This window comes from Pantoea sp. B550, from assembly GCF_024158165.1.
GTDB lineage: Bacteria > Pseudomonadota > Gammaproteobacteria > Enterobacterales > Enterobacteriaceae > Pantoea > Pantoea alfalfae.
In genome coordinates this window covers 62,304-83,700 of sequence record NZ_JAMYXI010000001.1, presented here as the reverse complement: position 1 = coordinate 83,700, position 21,397 = coordinate 62,304, and the positions used below count along the sequence as shown (strand labels likewise).

Annotated in this window: 18 protein-coding genes and 1 riboswitch; of the genes, 12 read left to right on the top strand and 6 right to left on the bottom strand. The window is 51.7% G+C overall.

The features are described 5' to 3' along the window. The first annotated feature begins 65 nt into the window (after positions 1-65). Positions 66-1,406, top strand: coding sequence for an MFS transporter (locus tag NIM72_RS00380; RefSeq protein WP_253417775.1), 1,341 nt, complete (start codon positions 66-68; stop codon positions 1,404-1,406). A gap of 743 nt (positions 1,407-2,149) precedes the next feature. After that, positions 2,150-2,947, top strand: coding sequence for a LuxR family transcriptional regulator (locus NIM72_RS00375; protein WP_253417773.1), 798 nt, complete (start codon positions 2,150-2,152; stop codon positions 2,945-2,947). A 13-nt stretch (positions 2,948-2,960) separates the two neighbouring features. Here the strand turns inward: NIM72_RS00375 and NIM72_RS00370 are convergent, their stop codons facing one another. From NIM72_RS00370 to NIM72_RS00360, 3 genes are all read right to left on the bottom strand, one after another. Then, on the bottom strand, positions 2,961-3,599 hold the full coding sequence (locus NIM72_RS00370; protein ID WP_161736133.1) for an acyl-homoserine-lactone synthase: 639 nt from the start codon (positions 3,597-3,599) through the stop codon (positions 2,961-2,963). 1,343 nt (positions 3,600-4,942) lie between these two features. After that, entirely contained in the window at positions 4,943-5,890 is a 948-nt protein-coding gene (locus NIM72_RS00365; RefSeq protein WP_253417771.1) for a hydroxyacid dehydrogenase, read from the bottom strand. After that, complete coding sequence (locus NIM72_RS00360; RefSeq protein WP_222925559.1) at positions 5,890-6,582, bottom strand: RraA family protein; 693 nt, start codon at positions 6,580-6,582, stop codon at positions 5,890-5,892. Before NIM72_RS00360 ends, NIM72_RS00365 begins: the two co-directional genes overlap by 1 nt. Before the next feature lie 173 nt (positions 6,583-6,755). Here NIM72_RS00360 and NIM72_RS00355 point away from each other — a divergent pair, with 173 nt between their 5' ends. From NIM72_RS00355 to NIM72_RS00345, 3 genes are all read left to right on the top strand, one after another. Next, complete coding sequence (locus NIM72_RS00355; RefSeq protein ID WP_161736136.1) at positions 6,756-7,466, top strand: IclR family transcriptional regulator; 711 nt, start codon at positions 6,756-6,758, stop codon at positions 7,464-7,466. Positions 7,467-7,920: 454 nt separating this feature from the next. Continuing rightward, a complete protein-coding gene (locus NIM72_RS00350) occupies positions 7,921-8,901 on the top strand; it encodes a DUF1852 domain-containing protein (protein ID WP_253417769.1) in 981 nt (326 codons plus the stop codon). A 27-nt stretch (positions 8,902-8,928) separates the two neighbouring features. Then, positions 8,929-9,960: a methionine synthase gene (locus NIM72_RS00345; protein ID WP_161736138.1), complete on the top strand. Its 1,032-nt coding sequence runs from the start codon at positions 8,929-8,931 to the stop codon at positions 9,958-9,960. 228 nt (positions 9,961-10,188) lie between these two features. Here NIM72_RS00345 and NIM72_RS00340 read toward each other — a convergent pair whose 3' ends face one another. Together NIM72_RS00340 and NIM72_RS00335 are read right to left on the bottom strand one after the other, a co-directional pair. After that, a complete protein-coding gene (locus tag NIM72_RS00340) occupies positions 10,189-13,269 on the bottom strand; it encodes an efflux RND transporter permease subunit (protein ID WP_253417767.1) in 3,081 nt (1,026 codons plus the stop codon). Next, positions 13,266-14,375 (bottom strand): efflux RND transporter periplasmic adaptor subunit, encoded by a 1,110-nt coding sequence (locus NIM72_RS00335; RefSeq protein ID WP_253417765.1) that lies wholly within the window; start codon positions 14,373-14,375, stop codon positions 13,266-13,268. Before NIM72_RS00335 ends, NIM72_RS00340 begins: the two co-directional genes overlap by 4 nt. A 558-nt stretch (positions 14,376-14,933) precedes the next feature. Between NIM72_RS00335 and NIM72_RS00330 the strand changes: the two genes are divergently transcribed. Continuing rightward, entirely contained in the window at positions 14,934-15,563 is a 630-nt protein-coding gene (locus NIM72_RS00330) for a LysE family translocator (RefSeq protein WP_161736141.1), read from the top strand. 183 nt (positions 15,564-15,746) lie between these two features. On the opposite strand, the gene NIM72_RS00325 is transcribed toward NIM72_RS00330, so the two are convergent. Beyond that, complete coding sequence (locus NIM72_RS00325; RefSeq protein ID WP_253417763.1) at positions 15,747-16,292, bottom strand: AAA family ATPase; 546 nt, start codon at positions 16,290-16,292, stop codon at positions 15,747-15,749. A 438-nt stretch (positions 16,293-16,730) separates the two neighbouring features. Between NIM72_RS00325 and NIM72_RS00320 the strand changes: the two genes are divergently transcribed. The 6 genes from NIM72_RS00320 (at position 16,731) to NIM72_RS00295 (ending at position 21,397) form a co-directional block, all read left to right on the top strand. Continuing rightward, a complete protein-coding gene (locus NIM72_RS00320) occupies positions 16,731-17,459 on the top strand; it encodes a hypothetical protein (protein WP_237566741.1) in 729 nt (242 codons plus the stop codon). Between the two features lie 205 nt (positions 17,460-17,664). After that, positions 17,665-18,783, top strand: a complete 1,119-nt coding sequence (locus NIM72_RS00315; protein WP_253417761.1) for an alkene reductase — start codon at positions 17,665-17,667, stop codon at positions 18,781-18,783. Positions 18,784-18,799: 16 nt separating this feature from the next. Continuing rightward, on the top strand, positions 18,800-19,114 hold the full coding sequence (locus NIM72_RS00310) for a helix-turn-helix transcriptional regulator (RefSeq protein ID WP_161736144.1): 315 nt from the start codon (positions 18,800-18,802) through the stop codon (positions 19,112-19,114). Between the two features lie 145 nt (positions 19,115-19,259). Beyond that, positions 19,260-19,379: riboswitch (TPP riboswitch) on the top strand. 131 nt (positions 19,380-19,510) lie between these two features. After that, a complete protein-coding gene (locus NIM72_RS00305) occupies positions 19,511-20,455 on the top strand; it encodes an FAD-dependent oxidoreductase (protein ID WP_161736145.1) in 945 nt (314 codons plus the stop codon). Next, the gene (gene thiS, locus NIM72_RS00300) at positions 20,439-20,636 is read left to right on the top strand and encodes a sulfur carrier protein ThiS (protein WP_161736146.1); all 198 of its coding nucleotides are present in this window, start codon (positions 20,439-20,441) and stop codon (positions 20,634-20,636) included. The genes NIM72_RS00305 and thiS overlap by 17 nt, the downstream gene beginning before the upstream one ends. A gap of 2 nt (positions 20,637-20,638) precedes the next feature. Next, complete coding sequence (locus NIM72_RS00295; RefSeq protein ID WP_253417758.1) at positions 20,639-21,397, top strand: thiazole synthase; 759 nt, start codon at positions 20,639-20,641, stop codon at positions 21,395-21,397.

The window sequence follows — 21,397 nt, the reverse complement described above, 5'->3', positions numbered from 1 at the left end:
GTACATCGTACAATAATGCGGTTTCTCCACTGCCCTAAACCGATGACAAAATTGTGAGGATTATCATGTCTGAAAAACAGCACATCACGACATTCTCTGCCGATATTGAGCAGCAGATCGTTAAGAAGGTGGTCTGGCGCATTTTGCCCTTTCTGATTGTCTGTTATCTGATTGCCATCATCGACCGCGGCAACATCGGAATGGCTTCATTACAGATGAACGAAGATTTAGGGTTGTCAAAAGCGGTATTTGGTTTTGCAAGCAGCCTGTTTTTCGTGGGTTACTTCCTGTTTGAAGTTCCCAGTAACCTCGCCATGCAGAAAATTGGCGCAAAGATTTGGATCTCTCGCATCATGGTGTCGTGGGGCATTATTTCGGTCTGTACTGCTTTTGTTGAAAGTGCCAATACGCTCTACGTACTGCGCTTTTTACTGGGTGCAGCCGAGGCAGGCTTTTTCCCTGGCGTGATTCTTTATCTGACTTACTGGATCCCGGGCAAGTACCGTGCGCGTGTGATTGCAACCTTCATGGTGGCAATCCCGGCAGCGAACTTTATAGGGTCGCCTATCTCCGGCCTGATTTTGTCGTTCGACGGCTGGTTGGGCATGCGTGGCTGGCACTGGTTATTCATCCTGGAAGGTATTCCGGCGGTGGTTCTGGGGATTGCAGCCTTCTTTTTACTCAGTAATCGTCCGACTGACGCTAGCTGGTTAAATCAGGAACAAAAAGCGTGGCTGAGTACAACTATTCAGGCAGAAAACGAGAAGAAAAAAGCGATTGGTCATATCTCGCTATGGCAGTTACTGCGTCACAAGCATATCTGGGTGATGGCGCTGATTTATGCGGGTGCTTCTGCGGCGGGATCAACGCTGAGCGTCTGGTCTCCGCAACTGCTGAAATCGTTCGGGCTGGATAACTTCTCCACCGGTTTAGTCAATGCGATTCCTTACGGTCTGGCATCCATTCTGATGGTTGTATGGGGCAGAAGTTCTGACCGAAGCGGCGAGCGTCGCTGGCATACCGCATTAACGCTGTTCCTGATTGCGGGTGGTCTGCTCTCCGCCTTTATCACTAACAGCCTGACCGGCAGTGTTGTCATCCTGTCATTGGTATTAATGGGTGCCTACTCAATGAAAGGACCTTTCTGGGCGCTGGCATCGGGATGGATGTCATCCACTACCGCTGCTGCGGGTCTGGCCGCTATCGGTGCGATGGCGAACCTGATTGGCGGAGGATTAATGGTCAACGTTTACGGCATCATTAATCAGGCGACCGGCAGCCATACGCTGGCAATGATGCCACTGGCAATCCTCTGTGGCATCGGCGGTATTGCGGTGCTGGTTATGGGTCGCAGAAAACAGTTAAACATCGAAGTTGACACGCACGCTTCGCCAGTCAGTAAATAACGTAATATCATCTGCAGATGCTGAACATTGCGTCTGCAGGTGAGTCCTTTCAGCGTTACTGACACAAGAGCACTGTTTTGAATAGCCTTTGAATATTCATCTTTTGATTTTAAGACGTCAGTGGATTAATTGAGCAGAGACGAGATCAGGCTTTCTGTCACAGACTTTCGCTTTGAACGGTAAGTTCTATTACCTCATCATACAAGTGGGTTTAAAGCCTCGCACCCTCTAAAAGCGATGGCTCAAAGCCTGCATCAGAGCAGGAGTGAAGAGAAAACCCCCGGTGGGCTGAAACATTCATATTACAACCATCAGGAAGTAGATATATTCCATGAGGTAATTTTTAAAATGCGGGTGACATAAAGCAAGCAGGGAAGTATTCGCTAAGAGAAATTTAGCAAGAGTTTAGGATCAGAAAAACAGGATGCAATCTAAGAAGCACTTCGCTTAAAAGAAGTCTGTCAGGCGTCAATACCTGATGAAAATTCATGATCACAATTCCCCGCCCGTTGAAGACAGATCCATACCCCTGCACGATCCTCCAGCCTTTCCTTACTAAGGATTTGCAAGGAAACGTTGCTGTTGTCGCTTCAGACAGGCATGCATTACCTATAACCGTCAAAAACTATTCGGTTATTCCTGTTGATCATGGTGTTATGTCAACGTTCCGATACCCATCAACAATCTCATGAGCCACTCCTGTCCTCGCTTTCTTAAGGCAGAAATGAGTGGGATATTACTGTATGATGTTGTCCTTCGGATATGTGAGTTGGGTGAAAATACGATTCACAGCAGTTCATGAACCAGATTATACTTCTAAACCACTCAACCTGAAGGTAACAGCTGACGTGAAGGATACATACTATAACGACCAAAGGATAAATTCGTTGATCCAGGAGGAACTGGATGCATTCTTCGAGGATTACCCGGGTATTATCTATGCATACGCTATTATGAATAAAAAAGACCCTTCGCAGATGCAGATTATCAATAACAATCCGGCGTGGTTTGATGTTTACCTTGAAAGAAAATATCAGTTTATCGATCCCGTCATTATCCGCGGCTTGCGCTGCGTTGAAGACTACTTTTGGGAGAATGAAGTTATTTTGTCAGAAGGTTACAATCTCACCAGGATTTTCAACGAAAGTTTTCAATATAACATATATCGGGGGCAGACATTTCCTCTGCATGACTACCTGAATAACCTGGTTGTATTATCTGTTATTGGAAAGAAGGATTTCGAGTTTGACATTGATAAACATCGGCCAAAATTCATGAGTTTCCTTATTCATCTGCACCAGAAGACGCTCAATCTGTATAGTCAACATCAGCAGAAAAAAAATGCCTTTTTATCACCGCGAGAGCGACAGATTCTTAAGTGGGTCAGTGACGGGAAAACATATGCTGAGATTGCTATTATTTTATCCATTGCAGAGCGCACGGTAAAATTCCACATGGGTAATGTAATGAAAAAACTCGGTGTTAATAACGCAAGACACGCTATAAAACTTGGCGCAGAACTCCGCTTACTGGAAAACTGAGCCAGATACTTATTTAAAGATGGCGTAAGTGCTGTAGCTTCTCACGAAGCCATTCAGAGTGTTTGTCCTTAATGATGATATCCTCAATGACGCTACTGTTAGCAGGCATAAAAATATAGTAGATAACTTCTCCTTTTTCAGAAATCCCTTTTTGAATGACCTCTGTTTTCCAGTTGGCGTGGCGAAATATGGCATACATGCCGCGACTGACCACTGCGTACATCCCTGAATATTTCTTCTTCATGCAAAAAATAATCATTGCAAGAAATAATGCTTTACTGGCGGGTAAACCATCCAGTTTTGCAGCATCACGTCTTTCTTTGTCTAAAAACAGGCGAGTAATTTCACAGCAGGGAATATCTGTAGGGAGACTACATACACCTGAGAAGTATTTATGGAAAATTTCGCTCATCATCGTCGGCTGCGTCGAGTCTATGAATCGTGCGCCGCATAGCAATTTACCGGCGTGCATACCCAGTAAGTAAGTTGTGTTTTTGTTATCGAAAAGGTCCTTTTCCATACCGTCAATGCATTCGACCTCCCAGTCGAGCCGATCCCGAAATGTTTTTCTTCTCAGCCGGTATAACTCATTCGCTTGTTCAACCGACAATTCATCATAATCACGCAAAAAAAAATCAATAGCAGAACTCATTAACTCCCCCTAAATAATCACATGATGAAACTATCACCCCTGCCCTTAAGGACAGCTTTTATTATATCGTACAGGTCTTATAATAAAAATGTGCCTGACTGCTTAGCACTTTCAATGCATAGCGGTCAGGCGGTCAAAGACCAATGCAACACCAGGGAAAACCACGCAAGATTATGTGATTTTTAAAGTCTTGCGTACAGAGTGCAAAAAGCATTCAAATAATAAAAATACCAGAATACGAAATAAGTCAAATAACCATCATTAATTTATTGCCCCTTAGTGTTTTAAGGGGCAAAATTTCCTGTTCAGTTACTCCAGTCAAGTAATGGATGTAAAAATACGCATTAAGCTAGCAACATTGCTCTTCATTTGATAGCTACTGCAGTGAGTCTGTCTGAAAGCACTTCAGTGGTTAGCCTGCCAGCGTTATCATAAGTAGTGATGAGTTAATAATATCGTTTTTTTAACTTCTTATTTTCAATTTATATAATTTTCCATATTTTAAGAGCGCTTATGGTGATTCTGAGATCACCTGACTATGCAGGCATTATTAGTCTGCTGACAGTTATTCATTGTTTTCCGCACATGAAGAATATCTCTGAACCCCTTTTCTTTCAGGTATTCATCCTTAATGCGGCCTTCGACGTTTCCATCAAACTCATATTGCTTTGGCTCACCAGCTAAATTAAGCGTAACTTAATATCAAGCTTAAAGGCCATGGCTCGTCGCGTGGAAAATAAATTCAGGCTCTGAAAGTTATCTGTCATGAGGCGGTTTTTTGTTTTTCATCTGGATGTGGCATCCTCTCATCGTTATTGCCGACAGGGATCCGTACTGAGGCTATCCTGCCCTGAGCGAATGGCTCGCGGCAGGATCGAATCTAATAGCTAAGCATCAACTTCAACAGGCATTTTCGTTAAAACTGTCACGTGCCATAAAGTCAGGGGATGCTTAATGGTTCAAACTCTCAGCCTGCAGACCTCATTAAAAAGGAATTTGTGACGTGATTGACTTCATACGCTTGAGTGAGCGCTACAAGCAGCTCGACGACTTAATCCCTCATTCGGAAAAAGTCCGCGAAGTTGACGTCAACGGGTTATATCAGGATTTATGAGTCTGGAAAATGTGTAAATGAACTCCCGATCGTATACCAGGGTGGTGGAGTCAATTCTGATTTGTTATCAGTCTGACTTCAGCTGTTCGCTAAAAGCAGACACGCATTATTTATAACCCCCTGGCATCAATGATAGCTTCTTAACGCTTTAAGTGATTGCAGAGACTCAAATCTGTAAAAATGCCGACTACATAGCGATAAAGCCTGTTTAGTCGGCTACAGAGATGGCTCAGGACACCGCGCTTTCATTTTTCAGAGATTCCAGAACGTTCAGAATATTACTGGCCGCCACCGTACCCATCTTCACGTAGGAGTTGTCACTGACGCCGCCAATGTGGGGGGACAGAATCACATTCTCAACATGCTGCCAGATATGCGGTGCCGTCAGAGGTTCAGTGGGGAAACTATCCAGTGCGGCCCAGGCGACGGTGCCATTGTTCAGTGCCGCTAAAAGCGCGTCATCATCAATAAGACCGCCGCGTGCCGTGTTTACCAGAATGGCGCCTTTTTTAAACAACGCCAGTTTCTCTGCATTAATCATCTGGCGTGTCTGTCCGGTCAGCGGGCAGTGCAGCGAAATGATGTCTGCCTGTTGCAGCAGGTCGTCAAGTGAGGCGGACTCACACTCATCAGGAAAGGTTTTTGCAAAAGGATCATAGGCGAGCACCTTCATACCAAACGCCCGCCCAATGCGGGCAACGCGACCGCCAATTGCACCAAGCCCGACCAGACCCAGGGTTCTGCCTTCCAGCTCCACAGATTTATGCGTGGATTTGTCCCAGTGCCCCTGACGCATGCGCTGATCCAGCGTTATCACGGATTTGGCGCAGGCCAAAATCATCGCCCAGGTATGCTCGGCTACAGCGGCTGCGTTGGCACCCGGCGCAGACTGCACACGAATATCGCGTGCCGCGGCTGCCTGTTGATCGATAACGTCAATACCGCTGCCGTGTTTGGAAATCACGCGCAGGGCAGGCGCAGCATCCATGATGCGGGCATTCATTTTTCCGTAACGAACAATTATCGCTACCGGATTATGCTGCTGGCAGAGTCTGAACAGGGTATCTTCGTCCGGCTGTTTGCCTGCATAAACCAGGCTGAACGCGTTCAGCAGGCTGACGGCCTGCGGAGCCAGATCGCTGGCCGTGACCAGAATGACGGGAAGTTGGGTTGTCATCAGAGCGTCTCCCCATCCGCCAGCATGCCAGCGGTAAGAAGGGCTTTCTCCAGCCACGGCGCGCGAAGGTCGCCATCACGAATGGCGGCAATACGCCCGGTCTCGAAATCCAGTTTTTTCTGCGCCAGCTCGAGCAGGGCAGGGATCTCTTCACGCGGCAGAATCACCACGCCATCACTATCTCCGATGACCAGATCGCCGGGCTGAATGGCAGCGCCCGCGACAGAAACCGGATAGTTGACCCGTCCCGCAACAGACTTGGTCGGGCCACAGGGATTCAGACCTGCAGCAAACACCGGGAAGCCGTTCGTACTCAGTGCATCGGCGTCACGCACCGCGCCATCAATGATAATCCCCGCAATGCCGGAGGCTTTAGCCTGGGCCGACATAATCTCGCCGATTAATGCACAGCTGATATCGCCTTTGCCATCAACCACAATTACGTCGCCCGGCTGGGCGATAGCCAGTGCAGCATGGATCGCCAGATTATCGCCGGGCCGGACCTCGACGGTGATAGCGGGACCAGCGACTTTCATCGTGGAGGCGACTGGTTTGACGCGACCATGCAGCGTCCCGCGTCGACCGGCGACATCAGCCAGTATCGCAGCCTGGAACTGAGCCGCCTGTTGAACAAGCTCTGGTGCGACACGGATAATGTCGCGATTGATGAAGGTATTCTCTGCATGTGGCATAGATTATTCCTCTTTCGGTTTACCAGATACAACTTAGTTGTACAATATAAAACTACTATATCGATGTTAATTCGCATCGCACCAGTGTTAAGCACTCATTTGTGATGTAAATACGATGTGAATCACAAATTGCGCGGTAAACTGCCTGCCGTCGCATACAGGAGGACGTACCCATGGGGAATGAAGGCGTAATTGCCGTAGAAAAAGCGCTGGCGCTGCTGGATTGTTTCAAACCTGGCGAGGAGTCGCTGACGCTTACCGCGCTGGCGCAGCTGTCGGGTTATCACAAAACGACGGTCTATCGCCTGATGAACTCACTTGAGCGCATGAATTATGTGATTCGCCGTGACAATGGCGTCTATACCCTGGGGCCGAGGCTGCTCTATCTGGGCAAGCTCTATGAACAATCTTTCCATCTGGCCAGCATTGTTCAGCCTGAGCTTCACGCTCTGGCGACCGCGACGGGTGAAAGCGCCTCATGGTATGTGATTGAAAATGATCAGCGACTCTGTCTGTTCAGAGCTGAGCCTTCTGAAGGACTGCGTGAAACGCGTCTGCCCGGCACCTTTCTGCCGCTGGATAACTCTGCCATCGGGCAGGTGCTTCGCTACTGGGGCAAGCACGAACCCCTGTTTGATGCTGTACCTGAACTTCCGCTGTTTACCTCCGGGATGCGCGATCCGCACATTGCGGCATTTTCCGTACCGGTGTTTGGGGAAGATGACAGGCTGCTCGCTGCGCTGGCACTCACCGGGCCATCGTCACGTCTGACGCAGGCGAAGTGTGAGAGCGGACTGGGGAAACTGATGAAAGAAGCGGCCAGCCGGCTCTCAGTTAAATCAGGCGCGCATAAAGTGACATGCGATAATTTTTATAAGATTTAGCAAATGTGTAGGGCACAGGTGATCCCCTGTCAGGGCCGTGCCCTTAGCAGCAATTTTCTGCAGGCTGGAATCGATTGATTTCCGCTAAGGTGAATAAAAAGATGTCTGGCGTGTCTGAGTACGAAACCGTCAAAAGCCTTGCAGATGTGGTGGGGTGATAATAATTTATTGATTTATATTAAAATTATTTATTTCCGTAGCGTCTTAAAAAGTCCTGATTTCACTCCAGATATTTTCAGGCACGCTGGCCGCATGAAAAATTCCCCGCTTTTCCGCCTCAACATGAATTTCCTTCATGTTCGTTGAAATTTAATCACTTTTTTTCAACCGGATGTTGAGGCATAAAGTAAGAATTGTTAATAACTTTGAGTCATATGAACGCTTGTTAAGGGATAGCGAAGTTGCATAACCCTGAAGCAACAAATCATATCAGCGACCAGGATACCCGATAGCGATGAACAACGTAGCCTTTACCCTTAAGCGCATTCGTTTCGACGAAAACTATAACCCTTCGAAAAATACGCGGGCGACGACTAACTTCGCTAATCTGGCGCGTGGTGAAAAACGCCAGGAAAACCTGCATAACGCGCTGGCGATGATCGACAACCGGTTTAACGCGCTGGCGCACTGGGACAACCCAAAAAGCGACCGTTACGCTGTCGAACTTGAGATTATTTCTGCTGAGCTGAATCTTCGTCCTGGCAGCAACGACGAATCGTTCCCGGCGATTGAGATTCTGAAGACCCATATCGTCGATCACAAAACCGGTGAACGTTTCGAAGGGATTGTCGGCAATAACTTCTCATCCTACGTACGTGATTATGATTTCAGCGTGGTGCTGACAGAGCACAATAAAGGGCAGACAGAATTCAGTCTGCCGGATGATTTTGGCCAGCTGCACGGCAACATTTTTAAAAGTTTCGTCAACTCAGCGGCCTATAAAGAAAACTTCAATAAGTCTCCGGTCATCTGTCTGAGTGTGTCGAGCAAAAATACCTATGTGCGTACCGGTAATATGCATCCGGTGCTGGGCATCGAATACCAGCAGGATGCGCCTTCGCTGACTGATTTTTATTTTGGAAAAATGGGCCTGAAAGTGCGTTTCTTTATGCCGCAGGGCAGTGTTGCGCCGCTGGCCTTCTACTTCCACGGTGACCTGCTCAGCGATTACACCAATCTGGAGCTGATCAGCACTATCAGCACCATGGAAACTTTTCAGAAGATCTATCGCCCGGAAATTTATAACGCGAATTCTGCAGCCGGACAGTGCTATCAGCCAACGCTGCACCATCAGGATTATTCATTAACCCGCATCGTTTACGATCGCGAAGAGCGTAGCCGTCTGGCCGTTGAGCAGGGTAAGTTTACTGAGGCGCATTTCATCAAGCCTAATCAGACACTTCTCGCACAATGGTCTGCTGAATCCGTTCTTTGATTAATTAAAAACAAAAGGTCACCTGCTATGAAAACTTTATTACCGACATCCACTGCGGGCAGCCTGCCTAAACCGTCCTGGATTGCGCAGCCAGAGGTGCTGTGGTCACCCTGGAAACTGCAGGATGAAGAGTTAGTTGACGGTAAAAGAGATGCACTGCGTCTCTGTCTGGACGACCAGGTTCGCGCCGGCATTGATATCGTCAGCGATGGTGAGCAGACCCGTCAGCACTTTGTAACGACGTTTATTGAACACCTCAGCGGCGTGGATTTTGAGAAGCGTGAAGTGGTCCGCATCCGTAATCGTTATGACGCCAGCGTGCCGACCGTAGTGGGTGAAGTCTCACGTCAGAAGCCGGTGTTTGTTGAAGATGCAAAAATCCTGCGCAAGCTGACCGATCGTCCTATTAAGTGGGCGTTGCCGGGTCCGATGACGATGATCGATACCCTTTATGACAATCACTATAAAAGTCGTGAAAAGCTGGCCTGGGAATTCGCAAAAATCCTGAATCAGGAAGCGAAAGAGTTAGAAGCCGCAGGCGTTGATATTATTCAGTTCGACGAACCAGCCTTTAACGTCTTCTTTGATGAAGTGAATGACTGGGGTATTGCCGCACTGGAGCGTGCTATTGACGGTCTGAAGTGTGAAACCGCCGTTCACATCTGCTACGGCTACGGTATCAAAGCCAATACCGACTGGAAGAAAACGCTGGGCACAGAGTGGCGCCAGTATGAAGAGGTCTTCCCAAAATTGCAGCGTTCGGCTATCGACATCGTCTCACTGGAGTGCCAGAACTCGCGCGTTCCGATGGATCTGATTGAGCTGATTCGCGGTAAAAAAGTCATGGTCGGTGCTATCGACGTAGCGACTCATGAAATTGAGACGCCGGAAGCAGTGGCAAGCACGCTGCGTAAAGCGCTGCAGTTTGTGGATGCTGAAAATCTCTATCCTTCAACCAACTGCGGCATGATTCCTCTGCCGCGCCAGGTTGCCAATGGCAAACTGCATGCGTTGAGTGCGGGTGCCGAGATTGTCCGCCGGGAAATTCTGGGAAAATAATCTTTTCCTGAGCAGACGCAGTCCGGTTTCAGAGGCCTGAAAGGCGATTTAAAACCGGACTGAACTGCCCTTAGTGTTGCTTTATCTTTCCCGCCATCCGTCTCTTTATTATTCTCTTCATCCCACTCCTCTTACATCACGATCAAATTCCCTGGTCTGAAACCTTTGTAACGTAATCCGCCAGGCTGTCGGGTTCAGCGTTCACGCCCGTTTCAGGTTACGTTCAGCTCAGGGGGCGTCAGCGGAGCGGAGTTGACCCGGACGAATTCTGAACCATATCGCGTACATCGCCGGCAGGAATACCAGCGTAATCAGGGTGCCGCCTAACGTACCGCCAATCAGGGTATATGCCAGCGTTCCCCAGAATACGGAGTGCGTCAGCGGAATGAAGGCCAGAATGGCAGCCATTGCCGTCAGCAGCACCGGACGCGCACGCTGTATCGTTGCCTCTACCACCGCATCAAAAGGCGAGAGTCCTTGATGCTCATTATGGTGAATCTGCCCTATCAGGATTAGCGTGTTGCGCATCAGGATGCCCGACAGCGCTATCAGTCCAACCAGTGCATTGATGCCAAACGGCTGGTTAAACAGAAGTAGCGTCGGCACCACACCAATCAGTCCCAGAGGCGACGTCAGAAAGACCATCACCATCGCCGACATCGAACGCACCTGCAGAATGATAATCAGCAGCGTCATGGCGATCATAATCGGGAACAGCGGTGCCATTGCTTTGGTCGCTTTGCCAGATTCTTCAATCGAGCCTGCCTGTTCAATGCGGTAGCCCGCTGGCAGTGAATCGATGATGGGCTGTAACGCTTTGAGCATCTGCTTTGAGACCTCCGGCGGCTGCAGATGCTCAGCAATATCACCGCGCACCGTCAGCGTCGGGGTGCGATCGCGGCGGCGCAGAATCGGATCTTCCATGCGTACATCAACGTCGCCTATCTGAGAGAGTGGAATACGCTGACCTGAGGAACCGACTAAGGTAAAGCCCGCTATTCTGGCCGGATCGAGCCGGATGTTACCCGCCGCACGTCCCATAACCTGTACGGAGCGGATATCTTCACGTACTGAGGTAATCGGAACGCCAGAAAGCAGGAACTGAAGCTGCTCTGCCACCGCATTCGATGTCAGTCCCACGGCCTGCAGACGATCCTGATTAAGCGTGAAATGCAGCGTCGGCACCTTTGGCCCCCAATCCATATTAACTGTTCTCATTAGCGGACTGGCCTGTAGCACTGCCTCTACGTCGGCTGCGATGGCGCGCAACGTGTCGGGATCCGGCCCCATGACGCGATACGCCACCGGATAGGGCGAGTAGGGGCCAAACACCAGTTGTGTCACGCGGATGCGCGCCTCTGCTGCAAGTCCATGAGCCGCCGCTTCGCGTAACCTGTGCTTGAGTGTTTCACGCGCTTCCTGGCTGTCCGTCAGCACAACAATTTTCGCAAACGAGGGGTCGGGCAGTTCGGGAGCCATGGCCAGATAAAAACGCGGTGACCCTTGTCCGATATAAGATGTGACGATTTTTGCCTCCGGCTGCTTCTGCAGCCAGGCTTCGATTTTTGCAGTCGCCTGGCTGGTCTCCTCGATTGACGTTCCATAAGGCATCTGGACTTCTGCCAGCACTTCCGGGCGGTCAGAGGTGGGGAAAAATTGTGCGTTCACAATCCCCATGCCGAGCACGGCAAGCGTAAATAGAGCAACCACCGAACCGGCCACCAGCCATTTGCCTGCGATGACACGGCCCAGAATATGACGGAATCGGTTGTAATGGCGGGTGTTATAAATCGCGGTATGTCCTCCCGCCACCGTTTTGATCTCCGGCAGCATTTTCACGCCAAGATAAGGCGTAAAGACCACCGCCACTATCCACGAGGCGATCAGGGCGATGCCGACAATCCAGAACATATTGCTGGTGTACTCGCCGGCGGTAGATTGTGCAAAACCATTCGGCATAAAGCCCACAGCGGTAACCAGCGTACCCGCCAGCATTGGTGCCGCCGTATGACTCCAGGCATAGGCAGAGGCTTTGATGCGGTCATAACCTTCTTCCATTTTGACCACCATCATTTCAATCGCGATGATGGCGTCATCGACCAGCAAACCCAGGGCAAGGATCAGCGAACCCAGGGTGATGCGATCAAAATTCTTGCCGGAAGCCTCCATCACAACAAACACGATAGCCAGTGTCAGTGGCACGGCTGCGGCGACCACTACACCAACCCGCCAGCCCATACTGACAAAGCAGACCACCATGACCACCAGCAGGGCGACAAAGAACTTGATCATGAATTCGTCTACGGCTGAACTGATGTTGATGGCCTGATCGGTGACCTTCGTCAGCGTCATACCCAACGGCATGCCGTCATTAATTCTGGCCGTTTCCTCATCCAGTGCCTTACCGAGATCGAGGCCATTCCAGCCGTCGCGCATAACGACGCCTAACAACAGCGCCTGCTCGCCCTGATTACGTACGATAAAAGTCGCCGGATCTTCATAGCCTCGCTCAACCGTCGCGACGTCTGAAAGGCGCAGTGTTCTGCCCCCGGCAACGACAGGCGTCTGGCGGATTTTTTCCAGTGTGTCGAAGGCGCCATCAAGACGAATAAAGATTTGGGGGCCGCTGGCATCTATCGAACCGGCCGGGGTCAGCACGTTCTGACTGTTCAGGGCAGAAAAGATATCCTGGGGGGAAATGCCGAGCGTGGCCAGCCTGTCATGAGAGAACGAGATAAAAATTCGCTCACTCTGCTCACCAATAATGTTGACCTTTTTTACGCCGGCTACATGCAGAAGCTGCTGGCGCAGCGATTCAGCATCCCTTGCCAGCAGACGCTGCGGCTCCCCCCTGGCCTTAAGCGCAAATAAGGCAAAAGTCACATCAGAGAACTCGTCATTAACCATCGGTCCGATGACACCCGCGGGCAGGCTGCTGGCTTCATCACGAACTTTCTTGCGCGCCTGATAGAACTCTTCCTGCACCTGTGAAGGCGGCGTGCTGTCCTGCAGTGACAGCATGGTAAACGCCAGACCCGGACGGGTATAGGTCTCACTGCGGTCGTACCACTTAAGCTCCTGCAGACGCTTCTCCAGCGGCTCAGCAACCTGATCCTGCATCTCCCGGGCAGTAGCACCCGGCCAGGCTGTGATAATGGTCATCTGCTTGACAGTAAAAGGCGGGTCTTCCGCTCGCCCAAGTTCGAAGAACGACAGAATACCGGCAACAGTAATCAGAATGATCAGGAAGAGGGTAATCGATCGCTCACGTACAGCCAGCGCCGAGAGATTGAAACGTCCCTTGCTCATGGATGACTCCCCGCACTGTGCGCGTTGCCGTGCGAAGCCGTGCGCACTTTTTCACCCTCATGGAGCAGATGCGCGCCAAGCGCAACGACCTGCTCACCCGGCTTGAGTTTTCCGACAACGCCGGCGTTGTCATCCCCAAGGTTAATCACCTGCACCGGGCGCCATGAGACGGTTGCGGGCTGACCTGAAATGCTCCAGACGCCCGGCCCTTTACCCGGATCGTAGAGCGCGGCTAAGGGCACGTTCATTACCGCAGCTTTGCTGGCGTTTTCCGCGATGTTAAGCGTGACGGTCGAGCCCAGCGGTGCATTAGCCAGCGCGCCTTCCAGTACATATCTCGCTTCAAAGGTTCGCGTCACCGGATCAGCGGCATCTGATAGCAGGCGCAGCCTGGCGGGCACCCGTTTATCTCCGGAGCCGTAAAGCGTCGCCTGAGCATCACTGTCCGGCGCAGGCCTGAGCGTCTCAGGTAACTGTACGATGGCCTCACGCTGTCCGGCTCTGGCGAGCCGGATAACCGCCTGTCCGGCACTGACCACCTGACCCGGTTCTGCCAGCGTATCTACGACAACGCCATCGGCGTCGGCCAGCAGCACGGCATAACCCGTTGCATTCTGCGCGACGCTGGCCTGTGCCTGTGCGGCTCTGAGATCGGCTCTGGCCGTATCGGCAGCGGCCTTTATCTGGTCGTAGGCTGATGCCGATACGGCACCCGTCGTGACAAGGCCTCGATAGCGCGCTTCATCCTGTGTGGCTTGCTTAGCCCGTGCCCGCGCTGCCTCCACAACCTGTTGCTGAGCCTGAGACTGCAGTGTCAGGTCAATCGGATCCAGACGCATCAGCGGCTGACCGCGTTTGACCGCCTGACCGGTATCCACCAGACGTTCAAGGATTTTGCCTTGTACTCTGAAACTGAGATCGCTTTGAATCCGGGCGACCACAACGCCGGTAAAGGCGTGGGATCGATCTATCGCGCTTACCACGGTTGCAGTCCGCACCAGAGGAGCCTGCGTTCGGGGATCGTCGCGGGTGGAAGGTTCACCGCAGGCCACCAAAGCCAGCGGCAACACGTAAACAGCAAGGGTGGCGGATTTAAGCCTGAGCATAAGTTCCCTTAAAGCGGTAACAGGATAGTTTACGCATTCTCATTCTTGTGACTAATTAAGTCAATGGTCACTTATGGCTGGATTTTTATCATCAACAAATTAAGGCATGTCACTGTAAAGGAGTCATAACAAAAGGTTGTGGCAGCTGAGCAGGAGAATATCCGAGGCTGCGGGCAATGAAAACGGTTCCTGTTCACCTTGCATTTTTGGGGCGGCAAGCCAGGTGGATCTATGATTCAGCCGCAGATGGGTATCGGCAGATCCTGTTCCCTTAACGTCGCTGACCCTGATTGACTTAAAGTGACCATTATGAAATTAGGTCACAAATCGCGAGGGATGTCAGGCAGATCGATGTTCCTCCCGCTTTTTCGGAAAACAAGGTCTGTATAGCCGTTAACGCGCCCCTGTCATTCAGTGAATACAGCTTATCGCTGCCGTACCTGATGCCTGCCCTTTTTATTAAGCCTCCTCCGTAAAAACCGGCAATGTGTTAATGAATAGTAAATTTCTTTGCCAGCGGATATAACATATTGATAATCCCGCTTCGCAGAGAAAAATATGGCGCTTTCACACGAGTTAATCCTGATCTTTACGACCTATTTTGTTGCCACGGCCAGTCCCGGACCGAGCAATATGGCGATAATGGGGACAGCGATGAAAAAGGGCAGAGGTGCCGCGCTGGCGCTGGCTGCGGGTGTCGTGAGTGGGTCGATGATCTGGGCGCTGCTGGCAGCCTGCGGTGTGCTGACCATACTGACAACCTTTGCTCAACTGCTGATTGCGTTGAAAATTGGCGGCGGATTATATCTGCTCTGGCTGGCGTTTAAAGCCGGTAAATCTGCGTTACGCCGTACGGAAGCCGGAGAGTTTAAAACCAGCGATACCCGGGTCGCTTATGGCAGCCTGTTCCGTCAGGGTATCCTGATGCATATCGGCAACCCCAAAGCGATTCTGACCTGGGTGGCGATTATGTCATTTGCCCTTAAACCCCAAGCGGTCACCTCGACGTTACCAATGATTATCTGCGGCTGTGCGGCGATCTGCATGGTTGTATTCGGTGGTTATGCTTTGCTATTTTCGACGGCTGTAATGAGCGCTTTTTACCGTCGAATTCGTCGCGGGCTGGATGCGCTGCTAGCCTGTTGCTTTGCGCTGGCAGGATTGAAACTGGTCTTCAGCCGTAACTAATTACGGCTAATGATGACGGAGCGTCATCCGTTTGGACTCCTTACGAGGAACGATCAGATGATGAGCCGGAGCGGCAGCAGGCGATGCAACCCTGATAATGTCATGGCGTACACCAACAGGTTATCGCGCTGACTTGCTGACGAGCTTATAGATGGGTGATTTATCGAAGCGGTGTGGGTTTACTTATTTTTTTAACTGTAAGCCCCAGTATTCTGAACAGGCTTTAATCTCGTGCGGAGAATTAAGCAGAACTTTTGGCAATCTGACCTGATCGTAAAGCGTCTGATGGTACTTACGATTCTGCGGGGCAGTACGAACAATATATTTAAGCATCTCCAGGCTTACGGACTCTCTGCTGATGCCGAGACCCCCTATTCGCGGTGTGGATGAATAACACCTGCGAATATAACGCAGCAGTGCCACGGTCACTTTTACATCCAGAAGAATCAATCCCGTGGCATGAGCAAATCGTTCCTCAATGCATTTTGTATAATTTCCCTCCATCACCCATTTTTCCTGACTCACTGCATCCGCATGCAAATGGCGAAATGCTTCCGGCGCTCTGGGAATCCATTGACTACCTGGAAGATGGTGAAGTTGATCAAGATGAACAACAGGTAAATTCGTTTTGCGGGAAATAGCCTCTGCTAAGGTGGATTTACCGCTGTTTGAAGGACCCATAATACAAATGCGTGGTCCCAGCGCCTCTAAAGTCAGTGCACTATTCATAATATGTCCTTTGAATTTGCCTTGTCTGAAAGGAATAACGGCCTGCTGACATGATGCTTTTCTATGCATTTCGCAAGGTTTTAATCTTATATGGAATGTGTTGACCTGCAGGAGGCGAAAATAAGGGTTTCTGAAGGCATTATGAATCAAAGTTATGCCAAAGCGAACCTGATGATCTGATTTTCAAAGAAGTCACCCGCCTTACGGATTGTATTTTTCACGGTAAAGTTTTGTTACATCCTGCCGATTAATTACTCAATTCATCAAACCGTAGAGGGCATTATGGTGTTAATCAATGGACTTACAGACGGCGTGGCAAATAGCTATGCTACTTCCGGTGCAATCAAACCATCTTCAGGCGTCAATACCGAGTCAATTACCGGAAAAACGCTTCCTGACGCTGTAGTTAACATCTCTCAGGCGGCAAGAGACCGCCTGATGCAGGTCGTAGCTGATCCTGTCTCAGCTGAACAGCAGGATATAAATCTGAAAGGTCTGCTGACAAGTCGATCCGCTAATCAGGGACCCACGTTTAACCTCGGCTATGCGCTTTTCAATGATCCCTATACTAACTGGGATGCAAGGACATTCCGGCCCCTGGTGGACATGACGACAGATAACACCCAGGCCAGTATGGATGAGTTTGCGGGCGCACTTCATCAGGTGCTCGCTGAAGGTCAGGTGGGACAAAATCAGTACGATAACAGCGATACCTCTGAAGCGATGGCAATAACGTTAACGCAGGTGAAACTGCACAAACTTATTGAGAAATATGTTCCGGAGGACAAGTGGGAGCAGGCGACGGGCATTGTTGATGAGATGATCGACGGTAAAGTGGCATTACGCGAAGAGCGCACGCTGCTGGGAGCACAGCAGAGGCTGGATATTGCGCATCAATATGGCACCCGCGAAATCGTGGCGGATGCGCGTGATTATCTCAACCAGGTAAAGAGCGGCACCGCGCGGCCACAGAATGAACGGGCCAGGATGTTCGAAGCGACAAAATCGGGCAGTGACATGAACGCCATTTTCAGTGCGTTTGCTGATGTGATTCGTTCCACACCGAATCCGGGCAACAAATCGCAACCCTCAATCGATGACGCACTTAAACAGCTGGAGGTTTATCGCCAGCAGTGGCAGGCGTTCGCTGATAAATACATAGCTTAAAAGGTGATGAACCTGCGGCTGGCGGCTCTTTCGTGACAATAAAGCCATCCTGAGCGTCGCGTCGGCAGGATTGCTACGATGAGGCTGTTTAGTATGATGAGACACTCTGATAAACCCGACTAAAACAAAAAGCACTGATTACACATTTACAAATTTAAATGTGTAAATATAATGGCGCCTCTTACACATCAGAGGACCTTTTGTTATGCCGTCACTTTTTACCCCCCTGAACCTGGGCGATCTCACGCTTCGTAACCGCATTGTATTGCCGCCGCTGACGCGTTGTCGCAGTGAACAGCCGGGCAATATTCCCGGCGATATGATGGTGGAGTATTACCGCCAGCGTGCCAGCGCGGGACTGATGATCACCGAAGGCACCCAGATTGAACCTCGCGGGCAGGGCTATGCATGGACGCCGGGGATCCACAGCGACGCTCAGATCGCTGGCTGGAAAAAGGTGACAGAGGCGGTACATCAGGAAGGCGCAACGATTTTCTGTCAGCTCTGGCATGTTGGTCGCGTCTCTCACAATGAGCTTCAGCCCGGTAAACAGGCACCCGTTGCCCCTTCAGCCATCGCGGCTGATAACGTCCGGGTATTTATTGAAACCGGACCCGGTGCCGGGATACTGACCGCACCCAGCGAACCACGGGTACTGACCAACGCGGAAGTAAAAGAGATCGTGGCGCTTTACCGACGCGCAGCGGAAAATGCAAAAGAGGCGGGTTTTGACGGTGTGGAACTGCATTCCGCCAACGGTTATCTGATTAACCAGTTTATTTCGGAGCACACCAACTTCCGTACGGATGAATATGGCGGTTCAGCAGAGAATCGTCTGCGTTTTCTGCGTGAAGTGGTTGAGGCGGTCAGCTCGGTATTTGGCAGCCACCGTGTTGGCGTGCGGTTTGCGCCGCTGTTTTCGAGTACCGACGAAGAGCGCGTCTATCTTGGCCTCGTTGAAAGCGATCCCCACGCAACCTACATCCGCGCCGCTCAGCTTCTGAATGAGCTGGAAGTTGGTTATCTCTCTATTGCCGAAGCGGACTGGGATAATAGCCCGGATATGCCAGAGTGTTTCCGGGTTGCGCTGAGGGAAGCATTCCGATCGCCGATCATCTATTCCGGTCGCTACACGGCGGAAAAAGCACAGCGTATGCTGGATAACGGCTGGGGCGACCTGGCGGGTTTTGGCCGCTCGTTTATTGCGAATCCCGATCTGCCTGCGCGCATTAAATCGGGCTATCCGCTGAATGAGGTCGACAACGCCTCCCTGTATGGCGGCACTGAGAAAGGCTATACTGACTATCCTGTTTTTGAATCCTGATCTTATGTGAGGCGGCATGTCCCCCGAAAATGCCCTGAAGTTACTGTCCAACCCGACCAGAGTGGCAGTACTGAAGTGGCTTAAAAATCCTGACGAAGCGTTTGCGGGCTATTCGCAGCTTTATCCCTTCGCTCAGTATGGCGTCTGTGCCACCCTCATCCAGGACAAGGCGGGCTTATCACAGCCCGCTACCTCGTTATGTCTGAAAGCCCTGCACAATGCGGGACTGGTCGAAGCCAGCAAAGTCGGGAAATGGACCTACTATCGCCGCGCTGAATTGCGTATTCGTGAAATAACCGACGTGGTGACACAATCGCTGCAGGCGCTTTAGAGCACCTGCCGTTTAACACATCTCTCTTTTCTCATATGCGAATGCATAGCCTTTGCACTCACAGTAAACGCCTGCACATATCCTCCGAATTTCTGGCGCGTCTTCACGCACGCGGCTTGACGAAGCTGCCCGCTTAACTTACAACTAAAGCCGTCAGGGGAGTCTCGCCAGAGAGACTGAGAGGCTAATAGCGCAGTGCGCGGCTTAGCGACCCTTAGAACCTGACCCAGTTGATACTGGCGTAGGAAGACGGGTATCGCATCCGATACTTGCCGCAGGGGCGCGTTCGCGACGTCTCTGCCTTTTCCCTCCGTATCACGGGTCTTCGTTAACTGATAACGAGGCCAAAGTGAACTATCTCATCCTGAACCCCTTTCTTCCTCTCCGGTGGACACCATGAGCCGCTGGTCGGTGCTCGGCAGCGGCGTCGCCGGGCTGTGCGTCGCCACACTGCTCAGGGAGCGGGGAGAGTCCGTCGAAATTATTACGCAGCCGGACTGTCGTGCCGCCTCGCACTGGGCGGGCGGTATGCTTGCGCCCTGGTGCGAAGCGGAAAGCGCGCCGCCGCAGGTGATCGAATGGGGCCAGCATGCGGCGGGCTGGTGGGCGCAACGCGTTGATGGCGTTGAGCAGCAGGGCACGCTGGTGGTTGCGCCACCACGTGACAGCCGTGAACTGACGCGCTTCGCCAGCATGACGCAGCAGCATCGGTGGGTCGCCCCCGGTGACATCGAACCGGCGCTGGAAAATCGCTTTGCCCGTGGCCTGTTCTTTGCTGCAGAGGCGCATCTTGATCCGCGCGGCGCACTGCAGCAACTGCGCGCCACACTGCAGGAGGCTGGCGTACCGTTTCACAGCGGCAAACCCGGCGGCACAATCATCGACTGCCGCGGCATCCATGCTCTTGATCAGCAGCCCGCTCTGCGCGCCGTGCGGGGCGAAATGCTGATCCTGCGCACGCATGATGTTCAGCTCTCCCGTCCGGTCCGTTTGCTGCATCCGCGCTTTCCCTGCTATCTGGTGCCGCGTGCCGGAGGCCACTTCATGCTCGGAGCCACCATGGTCGAAAGTCACGACAGCAGCCCGATCAGCGGCAGGGCGATGATGGAGTTGCTGAGCGCGGCTTACAGCCTGCATCCGGCGCTGGCTGAAGCGCGCATCGTGGAGAGTGGCACCGGTCTGCGTCCCGCCTACCGTCAGAACCTGCCGGAAGTCCGCTATGAAAATGGCCGCTTCTCGTTAAACGGGCTGTACCGCCACGGCTTTTTACTGGCCCCGATCATGGCTGAAAAACTCATGCTGCAACTCACTCAGGAGATGACTCATGCGAGTTCAACTTAATGGACGCATGATTGAAACCAGCGCAATCACGCTGGCGGAACTTATGGCGGAGCAGCAGATTGACCCGCGCACCGTCGCCACTGCGCTGAACGGTGAGTTTGTGCCGCGCAGCCGTTATGCCAGCCAGCAGCTTGAGCCGGGCAGCCAGCTGGAAATCCTGTCACCGATGCAGGGAGGTTAACCATGTTCTATCAATTTGCCCCGCAATCACGCTTTCTGCTCGGCACCGCCGGCTATCCATCACCCGATATTCTGCATCAGGCAATCGACGCGTCAGGTGCGGAGATCATTACCGTCAGCCTGCGTCGTGAAGGCAGCGAAGGCGGTGCCTTTCGCACGCTGTTGCAGCAGCTCAATAAACGGATTCTGCCGAATACCGCAGGCTGCCACACGGTGAAAGAGGCGGTGACGACGGCGCAGATGGCGCGTGAACTGTTCGACACGCCCTGGATTAAGCTGGAAGTGATTGGTCATGCCGACACGCTGCAGCCCGATCCCTTTGCGTTGGTTGAAGCGGCCCGAATCCTCTGTGCTGATGGCTTTCAGGTCTTTCCCTACACTACCGAAGATCTGATCGTTGGCGAGAAACTGCTGGAAGCGGGTTGTGAAGTGCTGATGCCCTGGGGCGCGCCGATTGGTTCCGGCCAGGGGCTGCGCAATATAGAGGGACTACGCGCCATGCGTGCGTGGTTTAAATGTGTGCCGCTGATTATTGATGCGGGCATCGGTGCGCCAGGCCAGGCGGCACAGGCGATGGAGATGGGTTTTGATGGCGTGCTGCTTAACACGGCGGTAGCGAAAGCACGCGATCCGGTGCGCATGGCGGGTGCCTTTGCCGCCGCGATCCACGGCGGGTACGAGGCGTTTCAGGCAGGATTGATGGAGCAACGCGACATGGCGTCAGCTTCTACGCCCATTTTTGGTCTGGCACAGTTCAGTTAA

Excerpts from the sequence above, each read along its gene's own strand:
- NIM72_RS00380 (WP_253417775.1), top strand. The coding sequence starts at position 66 with ATGTCTGAAAAACAGCACATCACGACATTCTCTGCCGATATTGAGCAG.
- NIM72_RS00375 (WP_253417773.1), top strand. The coding sequence starts at position 2,150 with ATGATGTTGTCCTTCGGATATGTGAGTTGGGTGAAAATACGATTCACA.
- NIM72_RS00370 (WP_161736133.1), bottom strand. The coding sequence starts at position 3,599 with ATGAGTTCTGCTATTGATTTTTTTTTGCGTGATTATGATGAATTGTCG.
- NIM72_RS00365 (WP_253417771.1), bottom strand. The coding sequence starts at position 5,890 with ATGACAACCCAACTTCCCGTCATTCTGGTCACGGCCAGCGATCTGGCT.
- NIM72_RS00360 (WP_222925559.1), bottom strand. The coding sequence starts at position 6,582 with ATGCCACATGCAGAGAATACCTTCATCAATCGCGACATTATCCGTGTC.
- NIM72_RS00355 (WP_161736136.1), top strand. The coding sequence starts at position 6,756 with ATGGGGAATGAAGGCGTAATTGCCGTAGAAAAAGCGCTGGCGCTGCTG.
- NIM72_RS00350 (WP_253417769.1), top strand. The coding sequence starts at position 7,921 with ATGAACAACGTAGCCTTTACCCTTAAGCGCATTCGTTTCGACGAAAAC.
- NIM72_RS00345 (WP_161736138.1), top strand. The coding sequence starts at position 8,929 with ATGAAAACTTTATTACCGACATCCACTGCGGGCAGCCTGCCTAAACCG.
- NIM72_RS00340 (WP_253417767.1), bottom strand. The coding sequence starts at position 13,269 with ATGAGCAAGGGACGTTTCAATCTCTCGGCGCTGGCTGTACGTGAGCGA.
- NIM72_RS00335 (WP_253417765.1), bottom strand. The coding sequence starts at position 14,375 with ATGCTCAGGCTTAAATCCGCCACCCTTGCTGTTTACGTGTTGCCGCTG.
- NIM72_RS00330 (WP_161736141.1), top strand. The coding sequence starts at position 14,934 with ATGGCGCTTTCACACGAGTTAATCCTGATCTTTACGACCTATTTTGTT.
- NIM72_RS00325 (WP_253417763.1), bottom strand. The coding sequence starts at position 16,292 with ATGAATAGTGCACTGACTTTAGAGGCGCTGGGACCACGCATTTGTATT.
- NIM72_RS00320 (WP_237566741.1), top strand. The coding sequence starts at position 16,731 with ATGCAGGTCGTAGCTGATCCTGTCTCAGCTGAACAGCAGGATATAAAT.
- NIM72_RS00315 (WP_253417761.1), top strand. The coding sequence starts at position 17,665 with ATGCCGTCACTTTTTACCCCCCTGAACCTGGGCGATCTCACGCTTCGT.
- NIM72_RS00310 (WP_161736144.1), top strand. The coding sequence starts at position 18,800 with ATGTCCCCCGAAAATGCCCTGAAGTTACTGTCCAACCCGACCAGAGTG.
- NIM72_RS00305 (WP_161736145.1), top strand. The coding sequence starts at position 19,511 with ATGAGCCGCTGGTCGGTGCTCGGCAGCGGCGTCGCCGGGCTGTGCGTC.
- thiS (WP_161736146.1), top strand. The coding sequence starts at position 20,439 with ATGCGAGTTCAACTTAATGGACGCATGATTGAAACCAGCGCAATCACG.
- NIM72_RS00295 (WP_253417758.1), top strand. The coding sequence starts at position 20,639 with ATGTTCTATCAATTTGCCCCGCAATCACGCTTTCTGCTCGGCACCGCC.